This window comes from Erwinia sp. E_sp_B01_1 (genome assembly GCF_036865545.1).
GTDB lineage: Bacteria > Pseudomonadota > Gammaproteobacteria > Enterobacterales > Enterobacteriaceae > Erwinia.
Window position 1 is genome coordinate 2,764,926 of the sequence record NZ_CP142208.1, and the last position, 19,787, is coordinate 2,784,712.

Sequence of the window (19,787 nt, forward strand, 5' to 3'; positions counted from 1 at the left end):
GCGTTATGCGTCCTGATCCGAGGTCTGTTTCGCCGGTGATTTTGCGTTACGGACATGCTCCTCCAGCTCGGTAAAGGATGGTCGCTCGGTTGAGTAAAGCGTTTTACGGCCAAATTCAACGGCGATCTGTGGCGCATAGCCATTCAGGCTGGAGAGCAATGTCACTTTTATGCACTGCAACATCTTGGTCTGTTCAGCACACTTCTGGCGAAGAACCCCGCCCAACGGCGAGATAAATCCGTAAGCCAGCAGGATCCCCAGGAAGGTTCCGACCATCGCATGAGCAATCAACTCGCCCAGTACTGCCGGTGGCTGGTCTGCCGAAGCCAGGGTATGCACAACCCCCATTACCGCCGCCACGATACCGAATGCCGGCAGGGAATCCCCCATCGTTTGCAGCGCCGTTGCCGGCACTTCGCACTCGTGTTCGTAAGTTTCAATCTCTTCGTCCATCAGCGCTTCAATCTCAAAAGCGTTCATGTTGCCGCTGACCATCAGACGCAGATAATCGGTAATGAAGTCGACTAATCTTTTATCGGCAAGAATGCGCGGGTAATTAGAGAAAATTTCACTGTCCTGTGGGCTTTCAATATCCGCTTCCAGTGACAGCATCCCCTGCTGGCGGGATTTAGCCATCAGACGGTAGAGCAATGCCATCAGATCCATATAGACGGCTTTATTATATTTTGCGCCGCGCATTAATAATGGCAGGGCCTTAAAGGTCGCTTTAATCGCCTTGCCGCTATTACCCACGATAAATGCGCCAATACCGGCACCACCGATGATTAACAGTTCAGAAGGTTGATAAAGCGCACCAAGGTGGCCCCCCACCATGGCATAGCCACCCAACACCGACCCGACTACCAGGATATAACCCAAAATTATTAACACAATAGTTCCTTACGTCCGGTGACGTGTGGGTTTTAGTTTAACCAGAGTATTTCAGGTCGTTTCACCAGGCATGGGCAAAAAAAAAGCAGCGGTTATTAACCGCTGCTGGATTCATTCCACCTGGTGAGCAATATTAAACGGCTTGTTTAACCTGTTCATCCAGCAGTTGTGAAATGTTATCGGCAGGTTCTGCCAAAAGTTTACGTCTTTTTACCGCTCTGGATGGCGGCTGGCACAGGCTGCAGACAAAGCTGCCAACAGGCTGGTGCGCATGATTAATAAAGCTTCCGCCGCAGCATTTGCAGTCGGACAATTCGAGCATACCGCTCTCAACAAACCGGACCAGGGTCCAGGCGCGGGTCAGCGCCAGCAGCGGGCCTTCGTCCTGTTGCGGACACTGTTCAAGATAGAGGCGGTACGCTTTGATTACCGCGTCCACACCCTTACTCAACCCGCTTTTCAGCAGGAACTGCCAGGCATTACAGAACATCGAAGAGTGGATATTCTGTTCCCAGGTCATAAACCAGTCGGTAGAAAAAGGCAGCATGCCTTTAGGTGGCGGACTCCCGCGCAGTTCTTTATATAATTTAATTAAGCGACCGCGACTTAACTGAGTTTCGCTTTCTAACATTTGCAGACGTGCGCCCAGCGTAATTAATTCCATCGCCAGTTGAATATCACGCGCTTCCTGCACAATACTTTTTTCGCCCATTAACTGGCCCTCTTCTTGGGCAATTCCTGGTCTTTACCAGAGACGTTACGTAATAAACGACTGGAGAGCAGGATACCGGTGTGGATTTGTTGCAAATCGTCCACGCGGGATTCCTGAGTTAACCGGGTAATAGTATTGTGGTCGTTGAAACGGAACTGACAAACCAGTTGATTGGTTTCGGCCAGCTTCACCATTTCAGGCAATGTTAACTGAGAGAGTGCATCAGCCATTTGTTCATCGATACCCAGACGGAACATTGCCGACGCTTTTTCCTGGTTAATAAGGCGTTGCGCAAGCAACAAATAAGACAAGTTGATATCGTAAATATGTTTGAGTAATTCTGATGTACCCATTTTCATTCCATCCATTCTGACTGACACTACTTAAACGTTACGGATTGCGCCGCTACCAGGTTGCTGTTGTTTTCTCAAGTGGCAAAAATTTAGTGGCAGAAGCCAAACGTTCGCGAAGCTGTCAGCGACCTTGAGGGCGCAAACAGAAAGTAGTCATAAAACCCATTTTGCCAGTTACTTCGTCCATTTCTTTTTCGCGACCCCCTGTGGGAATCCCGGAGTTTTCTGAGTGCCCTTTAGGACTATTCCGAAAACAACGCAACTTTATCCCCTCTGATTTAGACATACAACGAGAGCCAGCTAAAATTTTAGATAAAGTGTGATCCAGATCACACTTTTCCCGGTTTTTTTTAAAAATGACCCTTTAGTAACGCTGTTGATTAGCTCAATAAACAGCCAAAATCAGCCTGTTTTGTTAATTTTTTACATTATGTAAACATTTTCAAATGAAAATGATTCCCTTTACGAGTATTACGCCGCTGAGAAGCGATATTTTGATCTGAAGCAGAATTTAACACTACTTAAAATAATAAAAGCAGTGTTTTTAGCTGATATATAGGGGTGTGGCGTGATATAAAAGTAATCACTCAGGGGTAATATCAGCGGGGTGTATGGAATGTTAAATGTGACAGACCGCATGTTTTTGGCAGGAAGCGATAGTGTTTCGTAAGCCTTGCCAGGCTTGTGTTAAGAGGGTGCAAAGGGGTGTAACGGACAGTTACATAAGTGACGTGAATGTTTAAGTCGGGCTGAAGCTCTCTTAACTAATATCGGCAGTGAGAAATGCATCTTTAGGAAAAAGTCATTTTTTTCGTTATTTTTCTTATAAATGGCTCTTAATCTGCCCTTAAGCCAGCCCTGAATTACTCTTTTAAGACCTGTGTCGCAAAAAAAAGGGCGATCCAGGATCGCCCTTGTTTATGCTGGCATAAATTATGCTAGTCGTGGAAAGGTGGCGACCTTGTGGGCCTCCCCCTTCTCTTTAGTGCGTAGCGGAACGGCCTGCAAATCCTTCAGATAAGTTTTACGCCAGTGGGTGATATCGTTCCTGCGTAATACCGCCATCATGTCGTTATAGCGGGAAATACGCTCGTTTAATGGCATGGTTGCGGCCTGGTTCAGGGCAGCAGCAACTTCATCGCGATCGTAAGGGTTCACAATCAGCGCAGAAGTCAGCTCATTGGCCGCCCCTGCAAAGCGAGACAGTACCAGCACACCAGGATCTTCCGGGTCCTGAGCCGCCACATACTCTTTAGCGACCAGGTTCATCCCGTCACGCAGCGGCGTCACTAACCCGATATCAGTCAGGCGGAAAATTTTCATCAGCAGCCGACGGTCGAAATGCTGATTAAGGTAGTACAGCGGTGTCCAGCCCAGGGTGCCATACTTGCCGTTAATCCGCCCTGCTTCCGTTTCCAGCTGGTGACGGATGTCCTGATAAGCCTGCACATCACCGCGTGAGGTCGGGGCAATCTGCGAATACCTGATTTTCCCGTGATGCTCCGGATAGTTTTCCAGCAGCGCCTCATAGGCGAGGAAACGCTCAGGCAAACCTTTCGAATAATCCAGACGCTCACAGGCAATAATATTTTTCGCATCACCCAGATCTTTCTTCATCGCCGCCATCTTCGGCGGCAACGGCCCTTCGGCCATCTCTTTGATACTGTCCGGCTCTATACCAATAGGGTAAACCTCAGTAGCAAAATGGTGGCCGAAGGCACAATGCTGTTTACCGCTGGTCTGCAATTGCGTCATCAGGGACAGAGACTCCAGGAAGGCTGTGCGGTCACTTTCTGTCTGGAAGCCCAGCAGATCGTAATCACACATCATTTCCAGCAGTTCATTGTGAGGCGGTAGCGCGTTGAATATTTCCGGGGTGGGGAACGGGATATGCAGGAAGAACCCGATGCGATTGGTCACGCCCAGCTTACGCAGTGCGGCAGCAAAAGGCAGCAGATGATAATCGTGGATCCACAGCACGTCATCAGGCTTCAGTAACGGCAGCAGGCGCTTCGCCAGCATGGTATTCACGTTACAGTAGCCATCCCAGGCTTCACGCTGGAAGTTTACCAGGTCAAGACGGTAGTGGAAGGCTGGCCAGATTACGGCGTTAGAAAATTGCAGATAATAAAGGTCATAATCATTTTGATTTAACCCGAACGAAGCATAGGTAACGTTATCCTGTTCAAACATATCCATTGCTTCGTCATCTTCACCAATCTCATTGATTTCGCCGTTCCAGCCAAACCACAGTCCACCGGTGGTTTTCAGCGCATCCATAATGCCAACGGTCAGACCGCCAGCACTGGCTTTTGACCCATCGGGTATAGCGATGCGGTTAGATACGACTACTAAGCGACTCATAACCATGACTCCTTACTGACGTTGATTCGTCTTGATCTAGTTGTAATAGTGTTTGCTCAAGCCAGTGGTAGACAGCTGGCACATCCGGCAACCGGTGTGCGGCAACGGTCTCACCCTCTCCCACTTTGATGGCTACACCGTCCATGGCATTGATAACGTTGAACCCGGCTTCATCGGTTAAATCGTCACCAATAAATACCGGAATTCTTCCGGCAAAAGGGGGCTGCTGCATAAATGCTTCAATCGCTGCCCCTTTATTCACGCCTTTCGGCTTCAGTTCCACGACACATTTGCCCGGTTGCAGAGCCAGCATCGGGAAACGTTCGGTCATTGACTGTGCCAGCGCCAGCACCTCCTGTTGAAAATGTTCCGCACGCCGATAATGCAGCGCGAAGGCCATTCCTTTGGTTTCAAGTTGCGTGTCCGGCATTTTAGCCATGGCTTCACTCAACAAGGCGGCGAGAGAACTGGCCACGTCATCCGGCAGTGAAAGGCGTTCAATCTGATTCTGAGCGTCACGGCGTTCTGCGCCATGTACGCCAGCCAGCGGGAAATGCAGAGGTGAGGCCAGGGCATCCAGTTCAGCCATCGGTCGGCCAGAAACCAGTGCCACCGCGCCCTGAGATAACTGACTTAAGCGGTCGAGGTTAGCGATGACCTGCTCAGGGATAAACACTTCATCCGGGCGGGACTGGATCGCCGCCAGCGTTCCATCCACATCAAAGAAAAATGCATAGCGTCCACTGGCGGATAACTGAGGCCAGGGTTCGTTCTGGATGTTCAAAGTATTCCTCCTGATTGAGTGTGTTACGGCGATACGTTCATCGGGCTTTTCATCAGTCCGACTCACGTTGGCGGGGTCAGATGGCGTATCTGATTCACCTACAACGCACGAGGAAACCGCAATAATATCAAGATAGAGTATAGACACCGATCCCGGGTTTGCCAGGAAATACGCGGCTTAAAGCCCATTTCCGGTTAGCCAGACTGTCAAATTTGCCGGAAAAAAGACATAGGAGAAAGGCGAAATATCGCGGGGAAAGACTCGGAAAAAGTAACAGTGAGTTGCCAGTGACAGAGGGGAGAAAAGGCACAGGCGGAGTTCCCTCCGCCTCGGGTCAGTTGCTCAGGCAACGGGCCTCATCCATAGCGCATTGACGTCTGTGTCTTTCCATACCCTGGACTCTTCCGGGCCGGTGATGCTGTCCCAGCAGAAGCGATCGGCCAGATCGACTATCTCAGGGGGAAGCGAGAGGTTAGTGGTCAGAGAATAGAACACGCAGACTTTAGGCTGCAACAGCGAGTCGCCAGCCTGTTCGGCCACCACGGCAATCCGCCCTGAGGCAAGGCGCACCAGCGATCCAACCGGATAAATACCCACCGCTTTTACAAAGGCGTAAAACACTTTGCGATCGAAATGTCCTTCCCAACTGGCCATCTGATGCATGGCACTGGCCGGGTTCCAGCCCTCTTTGTAGGGCCGGTTAGAGGTGACGGCATCATACACATCACAGACCGCCGCCATACGCGCCAGCAGCGAAATCTCTTTACCCTTGAGCCGGTGCGGATAGCCGCTGCCATTCACCTTTTCATGATGGTGCATGGCCACGTCGACCAGGTCTTCCGCGCCGCCGCTTCTTTCCAGCAGATCGGCGCCTGCCAGTGGATGCTGTTTCATGATCTCAAACTCGGCATCGGTCAGCTTGCCAGGCTTGTTGAGAATATCCAGCGGTATGGCGGCCTTGCCCACATCATGCAACAGCCCGGCTGTGCCTGCGCGCCGGACCTGTTCCTCTTCCAGCTCCAGCTGCCGGGCCAGAGAAACCATCAGCGCACAGACCGCAACCGAATGCAGATAGGTATAGTCATCATGCGTTTTAAGCCGCACCACGCTCAACAATGCCGCAGGATGGCGACTGATAGAGCCGCTGATCTCATCCACCAGCGGCAGTGTCCCGCCCGTGTCGATAGTCCGTCCGAGGCGGGCATCGCTGAACATGTCCATCACCTGCCCTTTAGCGTGCAGGCAGATGGCTTGCGCCTGTTCAACTTCTTCGTACATGCTTACCGCGCCACGCGTGGCGGTAGCCGGTTCTGATTGCTCGCCCGTGTCGTTTTGATCCGGCCCACGGCCTTTACTCAAATCTATCCAGACGTCTTTGATGCCGTTTTCGGCAATTACCTGAATCTGTACGTCGTCGGTCAGCAGCATGGCGTTACGCACCAGCGGATGTTTCAGCCAGAAAACCTCCAGCTTGTGCACATACATCCCGATGCGCAGCTCCTGTACCTGAATTCGCTTTATCATCTCCTGCCTCGTCTGCCTGTTCCTCCATTCAGCACTGGTATCGGCTCTGATGGTAAAACCTTCAATAGTTACTCCTCACGGTTATGGCATTTACTTAATTTTTACATTTACCCCCCCCGATCCCGGCGGGCAATGCGCCCTGGCTCCCCAGGGGCAGCTATACTGGTCTTTGCGTTTTACCAGGACGCCGATGTGTAACTAAACCGACGAAGAGGTGAAAATGCTGATCAAACGAAAAAGAACCCGAACCCATACTGAGGATCGCCATCTGGCGCTGGTACTGGCGACCACGGCAGGAACCCTGAACGCCATGGCCCTGGGTGCCTTTGGTTTTTTTCCTTCACATATGTCAGGGAACACCTCGCAACTCTCCTCCGAAGTGTCGACCTCTGATTTAAGTGACCTGCTGCTGCTGGCCTCCATCATCACCGCTTTTGTGCTGGGCTCCTTCACCTCGCGCCTGCTGGTCATCTGCGGCATCAGAAATACCCTCAGAACCATATTCAGCCTTATTTTGCTGCTTGAAGGCGTAATGCTGATCCTCGCTTCAATATTTGAGATCTTCTTCTATTCAGCAAAAAACAATCATGAAGCGGTGGTATTTTTAGGTTTCCTGATGGGGATCCACAATGCCACCTCAACTCAACTGTCCGATGGCCGGGTACGTTCCACCCACATTACCGGGACGCTGACCGATGCGGGTATTGCTCTCGGCTCGATCATGATGACGCTGGCCAGACGCGATCCCTCAAAGCAGGTCAGCGCTCAGCGAAAACAGTTTTTTACCCACTTAATCACCATCAGTTCCTTCCTGACCGGGGGCATTGCAGGCCTGCTGCTGTTTAAGCTGTACGGTTTCCATTCCATGATTGCCGTGGGGATTTTTCTGGTGCTTATCGCCTCCAGTGCTATCGCTCTGACGTTGTACACCGTGAAAAAAAGGGCCCTCTTCCCCCTGCGGGGATAAGCAGCAGCCGCTTTGAGATCTGCCTGCCGGATGGATTGCCCTGCGTTGCACGTATCACCCTGTCCCGGAGAGAAATTTTTCTCCGGGCAGCAGGGATCCCAGCCTGACGTTTTGGTTAAGGCAGCCCTTACCTGAGATTTCTCCGACTAAATTCCCTGCCTTTTCAGACGCTTTCCGGAATTTACTGGCAGATAACTTGCCCGAAAGCGCTTTTTACCGTTACTGTATATAAACACAGTGATATTGAGTAACGACCATGAGCATTTATAAACTGGCCGATAACCTTCCTTCTCTTGCGCTTCCCCTGTTTGTGGAGCGCGTTGCCTGCGGCTTTCCCAGCCCTGCCGCCGACTATGTGGAATCCAGGATCGATTTGAATGAGTTGCTGGTCAGTCGCCCCAGCGCCACCTACTTTATCCGCGCCGCCGGGAATTCGATGATCGAGAGTAATATTCACGACGGGGATCTGCTGGTAGTGGACAGCTCGCTGAAACCACGGCATGGCGATCAGGTGATTGCCGCCATAGATGGCGAATTCACCCTGAAGAAACTGCAGCTCACTCCCTGTATCAGGCTGCTGGCGATGAATCCGGACTACCCCGCTATCAGCCTTGATGGCGAAGAGGAGCTGAACGTGTTTGGTGTGGTGACCTATATCATCTATTCCGCCAGGTAAGCTTTATTCGATCGTAAGCCACAGCAAGCAGGCAATTGGTCACCACAGTGACTTCAGGTTTTTGGCAAAGTGCAGGCTCAGGCTCCCATCGCTTCAGGATTCGTCAGCAACCTGTAGTCACTCTGGTGACTTTAGCTTCCCATTACCTCCTTTCTGTGGCATTTTGGAAACAATCGTTTCCTTAGTGAGCTACTATGAATTCCTCATCTCTTACCAAAAGCCAGACCAAAGAGCGCGGCAGACCCAGAGCCTTTGATACGGATCTGGCGCTGGATAATGCGATGCTCCTGTTCAGACGCAAAGGCTTTCACGCTTCCTCTGTCGCAGAATTAAGCGAAGCGATGAACCTCACGTCCGGAAGCATTTACAAGGCTTTTAAAGATAAGCAGACCCTGTTTCTGCAGGTATTTGAGCGCTACACCTCGCAGCGGAATGCGTTACTGCTTCAGCGCCTTGCAAAGTGCCCCAACGGGCGTGAAAAGCTTGCGGAAGTTCTGCGCTTTTATCTCGAATCCGCCCGGGATGTGGAAGGAAGACGGGGTTGTCTGGTGGCGGGCAGCGCTACTGAAGCGCTGGATGAGCCGCTCACCGCGCTGGTGCAGCGTGCCGTGATGCGTAATAAGGGCTTTCTTGCCTCGCTGCTCACCGAAGGCCAGCAGGACGGATCGGTCTCCCGCAGCCTGAGCGTTGAGACCGCTGCAGAACTGCTTCTGTGCCTTACCCTTGGCTTGCGTGTGGCAGGTAAAATGCAAAATATCGCCGACCAGGAAGCCACCATAGTGCTGGCTATGAAACTGCTCGATTAAAAAATTTACCCATTTAGGAAATGAATGATTCCTAATTAAATGCCGGGGTTATCACCGGTCACCCAATGAGGTCTGTTATGAATACCAGAAACGACGCTGTAAAGACTTTATCCCTTCGCCAGGCTGAGGCACAACCCGCCGCGCGCCCTGTCATCGGGCTGGACGGCTTTAGCCACAGGTACGCCACCGTTGACGGCGTCAGGCTGCATTACGTGACGGGCGGAAATCCTGAGGGAGAAAGCCTGGTGCTGCTGGCGGGCTTTCCACAGAGCTGGTATGCCTGGCGAAAAGTCATGGCATTACTGGGCCAGACTTACCAGATTATTGCGCCGGATCTGCCAGGCCAGGGGGATTCTGACCGTCCTGAAAGCGGTTATGATACCTGCGCCCTGGCGGAGAAAGTTCACGGGCTGCTGAGCCTGCTCAAGGTGCAGCACTATTATCTGGCCGGACATGATGTCGGGGCCTGGGTTGCCTGGCCTTATGCTGCCCTCTACGGCAATGAGGTCAAACGCCTGGCCTTACTGGATGCCGGTATCCCCGGTATTACCCTGCCGGATGCATTGCCCGCCACGCCGGATAAGGCGTGGAAAACCTGGCACTTTGCCTTCCATACTATTCCGGATCTGCCAGAAGCGCTGATTGCCGGACACGAACGGGTCTACATTGAATGGTTTTTAAAAAGGAAAACCGCCTGCCCGGATGTTTTCTCCGCTGAGGAGATCGATGAATACCTGCGGGTGCTGATGCTCAACGGCGGCTTACGCGCAGGCCTGGCGTATTACCGTTCTGCCCCACTCTCCGCCGCCCGAAACAAGGAGCTGCAAGCCAGAGGGAAACTTAAAATGCCCGTGCTGGCTGTCAGCGCCAGTGAAGGATCTATTGCCGATATGGCCTCACCGCTGCGGCCTTTTGCTGAAGATGTGTCGGGCGTACTGGTGCCGCACTGCGGACACTTCCTGCCGGAGGAACAGCCTGAGGCGATTGCCAGCGAACTCAGCAAGTTTTTTATTCAGTAATCTGTTCTGAACGCGTCAGTCCCTCTGGCGCGCTCAGAAAAAGCATTCTGCCCTGCTGATAAATATTATTAAGCACCGGAAGATAATCCACCTTTACGCCCTCCCTGACTATTTTATTGCGCAGCCAGATAAGCTCGCCGGATAAATCAGCACTGAAGTTTTTATTGCACTGCGCGTTGTGCAACCACTTAAGTAAAAAACGGCTGGTCTGAGCGGGTGTAGTAATTAAAACCTGACGTTCATATATCCGCACTGCAATAATAATGCAGTAGTAAAAATGCAGGCGATTAAGTAATTCATTGCCGTTCATTTTTTTCAACCCTGTAAAGACGGATGGTACGACACGAATAAGCACCTGAGGTCTTATTTCCCCATCCTTACTGATTAATAAACTGAAGTGTGTGACTTAACTGAATGATTCAGCCTTCTTTCCCGGCTCTGAACTCCTGCCAGCGGATCACTGAATTGATCCCCATCCATGCCACCGGGTTGGGTGGAATGCGTTTCGGATCGGCCTGGCCGCAGTAGCTCTGTAATGAATCAGAGCGGGTTTGTGTGGCCAGTTCGGCTGTCATGATCCCTGCCAGGGTACTTTTCACCGTGCCCAGTCCATTTTCACAGCAGGCGGAAAAGAGATTTTCTTCAATTTCGCCAAACGCCGGGACGCTGTTTACGCTCAGACAGAGTCTGCCAGCCCAACTGTTTTCAAAAGGCAGGTTTTTCAGTTCAGGATGACGTGCATCCAGTGAAAGACGTTGCTCTGCCGCGATTTTTGCCACGCGCTCAGACGATACCCTGATACTTGGGTCGTAGGTGAACCTGGTACGAATAACAATGCGCGACTCCCCGCGATCGGTGGTAATTTTACGCAGCGTGGCCCCCATAGGATCGGCAGGCAGCAATGCCCAACTCTCCTGCCCGGTCCCCCTGCCGCCTGGGGCGTGACCATCAAAGCCCCGCGTCATAGAAGCGTAGGTAAAGATGTGCATTAACCGGCCTTTGAAGTGACCAAAATCTTCGATATGTCCATTTACCCCAAGAATAACTTTATCCGCCGTCACCGTGCCTTGTGGGGTAAAGGCGCGCCATTGTTTACCTGCCCGGCTCAGCTGAACCACCGGAGAGTGTTCATATAATGCTATTTTATTCGCCAGTCCGGCAGCCAGGTCGCGGATATATTGCGCTGGGTGAATCATTACCGCACCGGGCGTATAAAGGCCGTTGTGGTAATAAGCAGAACCGGTAATCTCTTTCATTTCATTTCGGTCTAAACATTTGTAGCTTTCGCCTATTTTCCCCAGGGATATGGCGTAACTGGCATTCATTTTTTCGCCGCGTTCAGAAGCCGAGGCATTAATTTTTCCGCTGGGATTAAAGGTCCGCGGCGACATGCCATATTCTTCCGCTGCATTACGGGCAAAAGCAATTGCCAGGCGGTTCTGGGCTATTTCAAAGGTGGTCGCCTCAGCCCCTCCGGTGGCATACTCCCCGGTAGAGAGGCTGTGGGGAACATCAATCATAAAACCGGAATTGCGTCCCGCCGGGCCGGTGGCGATTTCATGCGCATCGACCACCACAATTTTTTCTCCGGGACGCAGCTGTGCCAGCCTGCGTGCAGCGGAAAGACCGGCAAAGCCGCCGCCGACAATCAGCCAGTCGGCGTTGATATCCCCCGATAACGAATTAACAGGCGTGTTACGCTGGGAAATGGCTTCCCATCCCGATCTGCCGGTATCAACCGGCAAGCGGCGAATAATGTGGTTGCTCATCAGGCTGCTCCACCTTTCTGGCCTGCAGAAAGATCAATCCAGAGGGTTTTTAACTCAGTGTACTGATCGTGCGCATGGACTGATTTGTCACGCCCGCCAAAACCAGACTCTTTATAGCCGCCAAACGGCGTGGTGGCATCGCCTTCACCAAAGCAGTTAACGGTGACCGTTCCGGCACGGATGGCTTTCGATAGCGTCAGTGCATTACGCAGGTTACCGCTGTAGACCGAGGCTGCCAGGCCGTAAGGCGTGTCATTGGCCAGTTCAATCGCTTCTTCCAGCGTGTTGAAGGTGGTTACGGCCAGCACTGGGCCAAAAATCTCTTCCCTGAAAAGTTTGCTGTCGCGCGTCACCCCATCAATAATTGTCGGCTGTACATAAGCGCCCTGCCGGGTATCTCCACCAGATAAGATCTTCAGCTTTTCCAGGCGGGCCTGATCCAGGTAGCTGCTGACTTTGGCAAAATGCGTTTTGTTAATTAATGCACCGAGGCGAATGGTGGGATCCAGAGGGTCGCCCATTTTCCACTCATCCATCTGTGCCAGCATGGCTTCCAGCAGCGGCTTTTTGATGCCTTGCTGCACCAGCAGACGGGAAGTTGCTGAACAGTTCTCACCCATGTTCCAGAAAGCCCCGTTAAGAATATGGGCCGCCACGCTGGCGAGATCTTCTGCATCATCCAGCACCACCGCCGGGTTTTTGCCGCCGCACTCAAGCACCACCTGCTTGAGGTTTGACTCAGCCGCATAATGCAAAAAACGCCTGCCCGTTGCCGTTGAGCCGGTAAAGCTGACCATATCAATATCGGTATGCAGCCCCACGGGTTCGCCCACCTCTTTCCCTGTTCCGGTCACCACATTCAGCACGCCTGCCGGGAGGCCGGCTTCGAAGGCCAGTTCTGCTACCCGCAGCGCCGTCAGCGAGGTATCTTCTGCCGGTTTAACGATCACCGAACAGCCGGCGGCCAGTGCCGGGCCTATTTTCCAGGCCAGCATCAACAGGGGGAAATTCCACGGCAGCACGCAGCCCACTACGCCAACAGGCTCACGGATAATCATCGCCATCGCGTTATTGCCCACCGGGGCGGTCTGGTCATACAACTTATCGATCGTTTCTGCATGCCAGCGCAGCACATTCAGGGTTTCTGGCACATCAACCGTCAGGCACTCGTTGACCGGCTTGCCGCTGTCGAGGCTCTCCATCACCGCCAGTTCCTGACTTTGCGCCTCCAGCAGGTCGGCGAGTTTCAGCAGAACTTGCTTGCGTTCACCCGGCGACTGAAGACGCCAGCGGCCGTCATTGAACGCCTCGCGGGCGTGGCTTACGGCCAGATCCACATCGCGGGCATCGCAGGCGGCGATAGTGGTCAGTAGTTCTCCATTTGCCGGATTAGTGGTGGCAAAGGTTTTGCCAGACTGCGCCGGACAGGCGCAACCGTTGATAAAAGCCTGCTGGGGTAAAGTCAGGTTTTTGGCTATTAACTGATAATCAACAGAACTCATGGCCGCTCTCCTTACCCTACCGTAACGGCAGCAACGTTACGTTTTACATCGTCAATGACGCTTTGCAGCTTTTCCTTCTCCTGCTCAGCCAGCGGCAACAACGGTGAACGCACATCGCCAACCGGCAGGCCTTTCAGCTCGCAGCCATATTTAATCGACTGCACGAATTTCCCACCATCGAGGTAGTTCATCAGCGGCATCAGGGCAGCCATGATTTTGCGCCCCTTATCGAAATCTTTTTCCACCACGCAGGCTTCATAAAGGGCAACATGCTCACGCGGAATAAAGTTTGAACCGGCACACACCCAGCTGCGTGCGCCCCAGGCGAAGAATTCCAGCGCCTGATCGTCCCAGCCGCAGGCCAGTGCGATATGGGGGAACTTCAGCGCCAGCAGGTGCAGGTTGTTCATGTCACCGGAGCTTTCTTTGATCGCCACGACGTTGGGAGAACGGCTGACTTCCGTGAAATACTCCTCGCCCATGCTGATTCCCATGCGGCCCGGGTAGTTGTAAAGCATGACTGGCAGGCCCGCAGCTTTATCTACGGTCAGCGCGTGGTGGGCATTCTCTTTCTCAGTCGGGACGGCATAGGGAGGTGAGGTTACCAGGATGGCATCAGCTTTGATCTCTCTGGCATGTTTGGCGTAAAACACGGCATCTTCAGTGCGTGTAGCGCCCGTGCCCACAATCAGCGGCAGGCGATTGCCAATCACTTCACGCGCCAGCCCGGCCAGCAACGTGCGCTCTTCAGCACTCTGCGAATAATATTCGCCGGTAGACCCGCCGATAATAATGCCCTGCACCCGCGCTTCAATCAGCGACTCCAGCACATCTGCAAAACGCTTACGATCAATCTCACCTTCAGCGTTATAGGGGGTGACCGCAGGGGTTAAAATGCCATCGAATTTCATTACATCTCTCCAGGTTTTAATTTTCATCCCTTTTACTCCAGGGACCGGCAAGCCTTGTGGCGTTTGTTAAATATTTGCATGCAAAAAATTGCGCGGTCAACGTGTGCTATTTTTTTGCCCCTTCAGGAAATAAGACGGAAATACCCAACAATAGAATGTTTTAACTGCGTAAAATAAATTAACTGATAAATATCAGTGGTATACACCATTTAATTGGTAGTGATATTTTTCTATTATATTTTTTAAACCGATCACAATTCTCACTGATGACCTCGCCAACCCCGTTTACAGCGCCGCCAAATACGCTTAATCCTAATGCAGGGTTTTAACGGGATATTAACAATGACCAATAAGCCATCGCGCAATTTTGGTAAGAGGTTCAGGTGAAATGACACAGAAGAAGGCAACAATGATTGGTTTAATTGCCATCGTTCTCTGGAGCGCAATAGTCGGGTTAATCCGTAGCGTCAGTGAAGGATTTGGCGCGGTCGGTGGCGCAGCGTTAATTTACACGCTCAGCGCTGTACTGCTGATATTCACCGTTGGCTTGCCAAAACTCAGCACTTTTCCACGCGCCTATTTAATTTTCGGTAGCCTGCTGTTTGTCTGTTACGAACTTTGCCTGTCGCTCTCTCTGGGATTTGCCAATACCCGCACCCAGGCCATTGAAGTCGGCATGGTGAACTATCTCTGGCCCGGCATGACCATCCTGCTGTCGGTGCTGATCAACAAACAAAAAACCAGCCTGGTGATTATCCCCGGCCTACTGCTGTCGGTGGCGGGTATAGGGCTGGTACTTGGCGGCGGCAATGGATTTTCTTTCCGGGAGATGAGTGAAAATATTTATTCCAATCCCCTGAGTTACGGGCTGGCCTTTACCGGCGCTATCATCTGGGCGGTGTATTGTGTCGTCACCAGTAAAATTGCCCGTGGCTGCAATGGCATCACCCTGTTTTTTACGCTTACCGCCATGACGCTATGGATTAAATATCTCTCCGCGCCGCAGGTGCCTTTTAACGTCAGCCTGCACGGGATCATCAGTCTGGTCCTCGCAGCCTGTGCGATGGGATTTGGCTACGCGGCCTGGAATACCGGGATCCTGCACGGCAACGTCACCGTTCTTGCTACCGCCTCCTACTTTATTCCGGTGATTTCCGCCCTGCTGGCGGCCCTTATATTGGGTTCAGATCTCTCCGTCTCCTTCTGGCAGGGGGCTGCCATGGTCAGCTTCGGCTCTTTTATCTGCTGGTGGTCAACGCGGTTGCGTACTGCGGTAAATATCAAACAAGAAGTGTAATCACAGTGGCGGGGTAGGCTCCGGTAAATAACCCTTTTACGGACGCCCTCCCACTTATCCATAAACAGAAAAAAGACAGGGGCTGATATGTCTGCAACAGTTTCCATCGAAGATGTACCTTTGAACAGATTTCATAAAATATTAACTCTCCGCTCCGGGGGCGGGTCTTTCGTTGACGGTTATGTATTAAGCATTATCGGTATTGCCATGACCCAGGTTTCACCGGCTCTGGGCCTGACCGCATTCTGGGAAGGGATGATTGCCGCGTCGGCATTAATAGGGATCTTTTTTGGCGGATTCTTTGGCGGGCTTCTTACGGATAAGCTGGGCCGCCGCCTGTTATATTTCGTTGGCCCCACGCTGTTTATCGTCTGTTCAGTCAGCCAGTACTGGGTCGAAAGTGGTATCACGCTGTTTGTTCTGCGTTTTATGATCGGGGTTGCCGTGGGGATTGAATACCCGGTCGCCACCTCCTTCCTGGTGGAATTCTTACCTAAAAAATATCGCGGCCCCCGCCTGGCTGCACTGACCCTGTTATGGTTTGCAGGGGCGGCTACCGCTTACATTCTGGGTGAAGCGATCATGAATTTCGGCGGCGCAGAAGCCTGGCGATTAGCGTTATCCAGTACCGCCATCATTGGTGCGCTTCTGTTTATTATCCGTCTCGGCACGCCTGAATCTCCGCGATGGCTCATTGGTAAGGGCCGGCGGCAGGAAGCGGATCGCGTCATTAAACAGGTTTATGGCCCCGACTTTGGCCTGGCTAACCTGCCCGAACAGAGCGACGGTGTGAAACGTACCCTCAGCGATTTACTGCATTCCGGCTACGGAAAACGACTGGTTTTCATCAGCCTGTTCTGGACCTGTTCAGTGATCCCGGTATTTGCGGTATATGCTTTTGCACCAAGGGTGCTGCAGGCGCTGCATCTCAGCGGTAACTGGGCCTCTTACGGATCGGTGGCGATTACCATGCTGTTTGTGGTGGGCTGTATTATCGCCACGCGCCTGGTGAACACCATGGGCCGTCGCAGCCTGCTGATTCACAGTTTTCTCTGGTCCGGCATTGCACTGATGCTGTTGGGCTTACTGCGTGACGGGCCCTCCTGGGTTATCTTACTGATGTTTGGCGCTTACGCGCTGTTTATCGGCGGTGCGCAGGTATTGCAGCTGGTCTACCCCAATGAAATTTTCCCCACCGATATCCGCGCAGCCGCCGTAGGTATAGGGACGTCAATGTCACGCATAGGCGCGGCAGTAGGGACTTATCTGGTGCCGGTTTCACTGCAATCTATCGGTATCGGATCCACCATGTATATTGCCGCAGGCATCACGCTGGTTGGCCTGATAGTTGCCTGGATGCTGGCACCTGAAACCCGCTCTCTCGATCTCAATCAGGCTTCGGCACTCCCGGATACTGAGGAGACTCCCTCGCGTATTAGCCTGGGCGAACCGCGGAGAAATTATCCCTGACTGGGCCGGCTCCGTATGCCCGCATACGGAGCGCATTATGATTTCAGGAGCTGTTCAACTTCCCGACGGCGCTTACGGTAGGTGGCAGGCGTTTCGCCATACTGCTTACGAAACCAGCTGATCAGGTGCGAGGCGTCAGCAAAACCGCTGGCGCTGGCAATGGCATTGATGGTGTAACTGGAGTTCGCCATCAGCTTACGGGCATGTTCCAGCCTTAACTTACGCCAGTAAGCTGAAGCTGTTTCACTGGTTCCGACTATAAATGCGCGATTCAACTGACGGGCGGTCACGCCCAGAAAGTTGGCAAGGCTTTCCAGCGGGGTCGGTATGTCCAGGTGATGCTTCATAAATTCGATCGCTCTTATCACCAGATCGCTCTCATAAACCGCCTGTTCCCCCTCTTTCTCGCGACGTTTTTTGCTGGATTTTCTGCCCGGGTCTTCATCCACCAGCAGGTACTTCAGGCCTTTCTGCGCGCGGATCTCTCCGCAATGCCAGCGAATCAGATCGGCGGCTAAATCAATGGCTGTGCCGCCAGGGCAGGTGATGATGCCGCGGTCGTTGATATAGCTTTTATCAATAACCGGTTTTGCCAGCGGAAAACGCTGGCGGAACTCGTCACGGGTGGTGAAATGAATGGCAACCTGCCTTCCGTTCAGTAATCCGGCGTTGCCCAGAATAAAAGAGCCGCTGCAAAGCGTGATAATGGGTACTTTGCGCGCATGTAATTTGCGTACGGCCTCCAGCACGGAAGGCGGGGGATTACGCGTTTCCTGCAGTAATCCCCCCGCCAGCACCACATAATCCCAGTGCGCATCCAGATCCAACGGCGCCGTCGGCGTGACGGGTAAGCCACAGCTGGCAGTCACAGGCTGGTTATCCCAGGTCATCCATTCCCACTGACAAAAAATCTGCCGGCTGGTAAAGGATTCATCCGCAGCAAAACGCAGCGACTCCACCAGCCCGGCCAGAGAGATCAACGTGAAGTGATTCATCAGTACAAACCCCACACGCAAATCTGGTTTGATGGGGGGCACATCGGCATTTACCGCATATTGTGGGCACACGGGGATTCACTCCTGATCGCTCTCAGCTCTGTCTGGTCCGCCGGGCAGACCCTGTTTTCACGCCGGGTTAACCGGCATCTTTCGGCCAGTTAGCCAGCACCCTTTCCTGTAACTCTGCTGAGTAAGCCTCAGCGAAAGAGGAGTGGCGATGACGGCCAACAGGTTGCAGCGTATCGTAAACTATTTTTGGCCCGCGCCTGGCCTGATACTCTGCTTCTGTATAGCACTGTGGCAGACGCACCACAGGCTGGTCTTCGAACACCACACGGCGACCAGTAGGATGCACTCGTGTGGAAATGGCCCAGACCACATCCTTCAGTGACGTCGGGTCGATATCATCATCCACCAGGAATACTTTGGGAATAAATAACATCGCCCCGGTTTTGAACAGCACCTCTCCGACACGCTGAGCAAACTCTTCGCTGGAGAGGCCCGGCAACTTATCGCGCCAGTTTTCCGGCACAATCACCAGAAACCAGTGAACAGCAGCGCCTTCAGGTATCCATACCGTAGTGACGGGCAGTTGGGCAGCCCGCAGATGAGTCAGCGCATCAGCAGCGATCCCTATCGCCCAGAGAGTATGTGACTCATCAGCCGGACGCCCTGCCACCACCAGTGGCCAGATGGGATCGTCCCGGTAGGTGATCGTCTCAACATGGAAGGTTGGCTGTGCGGAAGAGCCGGTGCCCAGATACCCGCCATATTCACCATAGGGGCCTTCCTGGCAATCGCGGGTGAGTGAGACATGCCCTTCAATGACGATCTCGGCGCTGGCAGGAACGTCCAGATCGATGCTGACCGCTTTCACCAGTTCAACCGGTTCGCCCGCCAAAGTACCAATATAATCCACTTCATTGGCTTCAGCCGGGATTGGGATTCCGGAAACGCAGGAAATAGCGGGGGCCGGTCCCTGCACTAACGCGTAAGGCATAGGTTCGCCCTTCTCCACCCATTCGGCCCAGATCTGACCGATATGCTGGCTGGGGACCATCAGGCCAACCATTCTCTTCCCGTCGACCTTCATCACGCGGGCAATCGACCAGTTTACCCAGCGCCCGTCAGGGGTTTTAACAATCAGCGTTCCCCAGGTATTGGCGTACCGTCCGCCATCGTGCTCGTGGGCAAAGGGGATGGGAAACCGATCCAGAGTGGCTTCTTCGCCCTGCAGAATGTTTTGCTGGCAGGCAGCGGCAGAGGATTTAACCAGTACCGGAGGAATAATGGGAAGATGGCGTGCCGCTGACAGCGCATTGACGATTTCAGGGCCGGATGACTTTGCCGCCAGCCCCAGAGAAAGAGCGACCCGCGCATAGGGCATATCCGCATTTGAAGAGAGCGCAGCGGGCGCACCAAAAAGGCGGAAGCCGGCTTCCACACCCTGAATATTTTCAAACAGGGGAGCAGGCGACTGTATTTCATAACTACGGCGAGTGATGGCTCCCGGCTCGTAATCACCATCGACTTCGCGCCGGATATGCATGATGTCGCCCATCTCATCCAGCGCGGCAATATAACTTCTCAGGTCTTTAAAATAGCTCATCTGCTGTTCCTTTATGCCTTATTACCTCAAAAGCCCCCTTTCCCGTGACCGGGTCAGAACCGCTTTTCCACTACAAATCAGGCTGCTGCAAACCTTCCAGCCCTTCCCTACACCGGGCGATCGTGCTATTGTTTA

18 protein-coding genes are annotated in these 19,787 nt (G+C 52.8%); 6 read left to right on the plus strand and 12 right to left on the minus strand.

The genetic code is table 11. The features are described 5' to 3' along the window. Window positions 1–3 precede the first annotated feature (3 nt). The 6 genes from motA to VRC33_RS13115 form a co-directional block, all read right to left on the minus strand. Window positions 4–891, minus strand: a complete 888-nt coding sequence (gene motA / locus VRC33_RS13090; protein WP_338556510.1) for a flagellar motor stator protein MotA — start codon at window positions 889–891, stop codon at window positions 4–6. Between the two features lie 133 nt (window positions 892–1,024). After that, a complete protein-coding gene (gene flhC / locus VRC33_RS13095; protein WP_338556512.1) occupies window positions 1,025–1,603 on the minus strand; it encodes a flagellar transcriptional regulator FlhC in 579 nt (192 codons plus the stop codon). Beyond that, window positions 1,603–1,956: a flagellar transcriptional regulator FlhD gene (gene flhD, locus VRC33_RS13100; protein WP_338556513.1), complete on the minus strand. Its 354-nt coding sequence runs from the start codon at window positions 1,954–1,956 to the stop codon at window positions 1,603–1,605. Before flhD ends, flhC begins: the two co-directional genes overlap by 1 nt. Before the next feature lie 933 nt (window positions 1,957–2,889). Next, a complete protein-coding gene (gene otsA, locus VRC33_RS13105) occupies window positions 2,890–4,320 on the minus strand; it encodes an alpha,alpha-trehalose-phosphate synthase (protein WP_338556515.1) in 1,431 nt (476 codons plus the stop codon). Beyond that, window positions 4,295–5,104 carry a trehalose-phosphatase gene (gene otsB, locus VRC33_RS13110; RefSeq protein WP_338556517.1) on the minus strand — a complete coding sequence of 270 codons (810 nt, stop codon included), beginning with the start codon at window positions 5,102–5,104 and terminating at the stop codon, window positions 4,295–4,297. The genes otsA and otsB overlap by 26 nt, the downstream gene beginning before the upstream one ends. Before the next feature lie 342 nt (window positions 5,105–5,446). Then, window positions 5,447–6,628 carry an HD-GYP domain-containing protein gene (locus tag VRC33_RS13115; RefSeq protein ID WP_338556519.1) on the minus strand — a complete coding sequence of 394 codons (1,182 nt, stop codon included), beginning with the start codon at window positions 6,626–6,628 and terminating at the stop codon, window positions 5,447–5,449. Between the two features lie 220 nt (window positions 6,629–6,848). Here VRC33_RS13115 and VRC33_RS13120 point away from each other — a divergent pair, with 220 nt between their 5' ends. From VRC33_RS13120 to VRC33_RS13135, 4 genes are all read left to right on the plus strand, one after another. Then, entirely contained in the window at window positions 6,849–7,595 is a 747-nt protein-coding gene (locus tag VRC33_RS13120) for a YoaK family protein (RefSeq protein WP_338567343.1), read from the plus strand. 256 nt (window positions 7,596–7,851) lie between these two features. Then, complete coding sequence (gene umuD, locus VRC33_RS13125) at window positions 7,852–8,271, plus strand: translesion error-prone DNA polymerase V autoproteolytic subunit (RefSeq protein WP_338556523.1); 420 nt, start codon at window positions 7,852–7,854, stop codon at window positions 8,269–8,271. A 194-nt stretch (window positions 8,272–8,465) separates the two neighbouring features. Further along, window positions 8,466–9,077 carry a TetR/AcrR family transcriptional regulator gene (locus VRC33_RS13130; protein WP_338556525.1) on the plus strand — a complete coding sequence of 204 codons (612 nt, stop codon included), beginning with the start codon at window positions 8,466–8,468 and terminating at the stop codon, window positions 9,075–9,077. A 77-nt stretch (window positions 9,078–9,154) separates the two neighbouring features. Further along, the gene (locus tag VRC33_RS13135) at window positions 9,155–10,096 is read left to right on the plus strand and encodes an alpha/beta hydrolase (protein ID WP_338556527.1); all 942 of its coding nucleotides are present in this window, start codon (window positions 9,155–9,157) and stop codon (window positions 10,094–10,096) included. Here the strand turns inward: VRC33_RS13135 and VRC33_RS13140 are convergent. The 4 genes from VRC33_RS13140 to VRC33_RS13155 form a co-directional block, all read right to left on the minus strand. Further along, a complete protein-coding gene (locus VRC33_RS13140; RefSeq protein ID WP_338556529.1) occupies window positions 10,086–10,406 on the minus strand; it encodes a hypothetical protein in 321 nt (106 codons plus the stop codon). The two genes, VRC33_RS13135 and VRC33_RS13140, sit on opposite strands and share 11 nt — an antisense overlap. 109 nt (window positions 10,407–10,515) lie before the next feature. Next, window positions 10,516–11,865, minus strand: coding sequence for an FAD-binding oxidoreductase (locus VRC33_RS13145; protein ID WP_338556531.1), 1,350 nt, complete (start codon window positions 11,863–11,865; stop codon window positions 10,516–10,518). Then, complete coding sequence (locus VRC33_RS13150) at window positions 11,865–13,367, minus strand: aldehyde dehydrogenase (protein WP_338556533.1); 1,503 nt, start codon at window positions 13,365–13,367, stop codon at window positions 11,865–11,867. The genes VRC33_RS13145 and VRC33_RS13150 overlap by 1 nt, the downstream gene beginning before the upstream one ends. A gap of 11 nt (window positions 13,368–13,378) precedes the next feature. After that, window positions 13,379–14,278 carry a dihydrodipicolinate synthase family protein gene (locus VRC33_RS13155; protein WP_338556535.1) on the minus strand — a complete coding sequence of 300 codons (900 nt, stop codon included), beginning with the start codon at window positions 14,276–14,278 and terminating at the stop codon, window positions 13,379–13,381. A 388-nt stretch (window positions 14,279–14,666) separates the two neighbouring features. Here VRC33_RS13155 and yddG point away from each other — a divergent pair, with 388 nt between their 5' ends. Continuing rightward, entirely contained in the window at window positions 14,667–15,575 is a 909-nt protein-coding gene (gene yddG / locus VRC33_RS13160; RefSeq protein ID WP_338556537.1) for an aromatic amino acid DMT transporter YddG, read from the plus strand. 87 nt (window positions 15,576–15,662) lie between these two features. Further along, window positions 15,663–17,045 (plus strand): MFS transporter, encoded by a 1,383-nt coding sequence (locus tag VRC33_RS13165; RefSeq protein ID WP_338556539.1) that lies wholly within the window; start codon window positions 15,663–15,665, stop codon window positions 17,043–17,045. A gap of 35 nt (window positions 17,046–17,080) precedes the next feature. Here the strand turns inward: VRC33_RS13165 and VRC33_RS13170 are convergent, their stop codons facing one another. After that, window positions 17,081–18,112, minus strand: coding sequence for a helix-turn-helix domain-containing protein (locus VRC33_RS13170; RefSeq protein ID WP_338556541.1), 1,032 nt, complete (start codon window positions 18,110–18,112; stop codon window positions 17,081–17,083). Between the two features lie 67 nt (window positions 18,113–18,179). Next, a complete protein-coding gene (locus tag VRC33_RS13175; RefSeq protein WP_338556543.1) occupies window positions 18,180–19,652 on the minus strand; it encodes a UbiD family decarboxylase in 1,473 nt (490 codons plus the stop codon). Between the last annotated feature and the right edge of the window lie 135 nt (window positions 19,653–19,787).

What these genes read in the sequence shown, in the direction of transcription:
- flhC (WP_338556512.1), bottom strand. Translation starts at nt 1,603, where the DNA reads ATGGGCGAAAAAAGTATTGTGCAGGAAGCGCGTGATATTCAACTGGCG.
- flhD (WP_338556513.1), bottom strand. Translation starts at nt 1,956, where the DNA reads ATGGGTACATCAGAATTACTCAAACATATTTACGATATCAACTTGTCT.
- otsA (WP_338556515.1), bottom strand. Translation starts at nt 4,320, where the DNA reads ATGAGTCGCTTAGTAGTCGTATCTAACCGCATCGCTATACCCGATGGG.
- VRC33_RS13115 (WP_338556519.1), bottom strand. Translation starts at nt 6,628, where the DNA reads ATGATAAAGCGAATTCAGGTACAGGAGCTGCGCATCGGGATGTATGTG.
- VRC33_RS13120 (WP_338567343.1), top strand. Translation starts at nt 6,849, where the DNA reads ATGCTGATCAAACGAAAAAGAACCCGAACCCATACTGAGGATCGCCAT.
- umuD (WP_338556523.1), top strand. Translation starts at nt 7,852, where the DNA reads ATGAGCATTTATAAACTGGCCGATAACCTTCCTTCTCTTGCGCTTCCC.
- VRC33_RS13130 (WP_338556525.1), top strand. Translation starts at nt 8,466, where the DNA reads ATGAATTCCTCATCTCTTACCAAAAGCCAGACCAAAGAGCGCGGCAGA.
- VRC33_RS13135 (WP_338556527.1), top strand. Translation starts at nt 9,155, where the DNA reads ATGAATACCAGAAACGACGCTGTAAAGACTTTATCCCTTCGCCAGGCT.
- VRC33_RS13140 (WP_338556529.1), bottom strand. Translation starts at nt 10,406, where the DNA reads ATGAACGGCAATGAATTACTTAATCGCCTGCATTTTTACTACTGCATT.
- VRC33_RS13145 (WP_338556531.1), bottom strand. Translation starts at nt 11,865, where the DNA reads ATGAGCAACCACATTATTCGCCGCTTGCCGGTTGATACCGGCAGATCG.
- VRC33_RS13150 (WP_338556533.1), bottom strand. Translation starts at nt 13,367, where the DNA reads ATGAGTTCTGTTGATTATCAGTTAATAGCCAAAAACCTGACTTTACCC.
- VRC33_RS13155 (WP_338556535.1), bottom strand. Translation starts at nt 14,278, where the DNA reads ATGAAATTCGATGGCATTTTAACCCCTGCGGTCACCCCCTATAACGCT.
- yddG (WP_338556537.1), top strand. Translation starts at nt 14,667, where the DNA reads ATGACACAGAAGAAGGCAACAATGATTGGTTTAATTGCCATCGTTCTC.
- VRC33_RS13165 (WP_338556539.1), top strand. Translation starts at nt 15,663, where the DNA reads ATGTCTGCAACAGTTTCCATCGAAGATGTACCTTTGAACAGATTTCAT.
- VRC33_RS13175 (WP_338556543.1), bottom strand. Translation starts at nt 19,652, where the DNA reads ATGAGCTATTTTAAAGACCTGAGAAGTTATATTGCCGCGCTGGATGAG.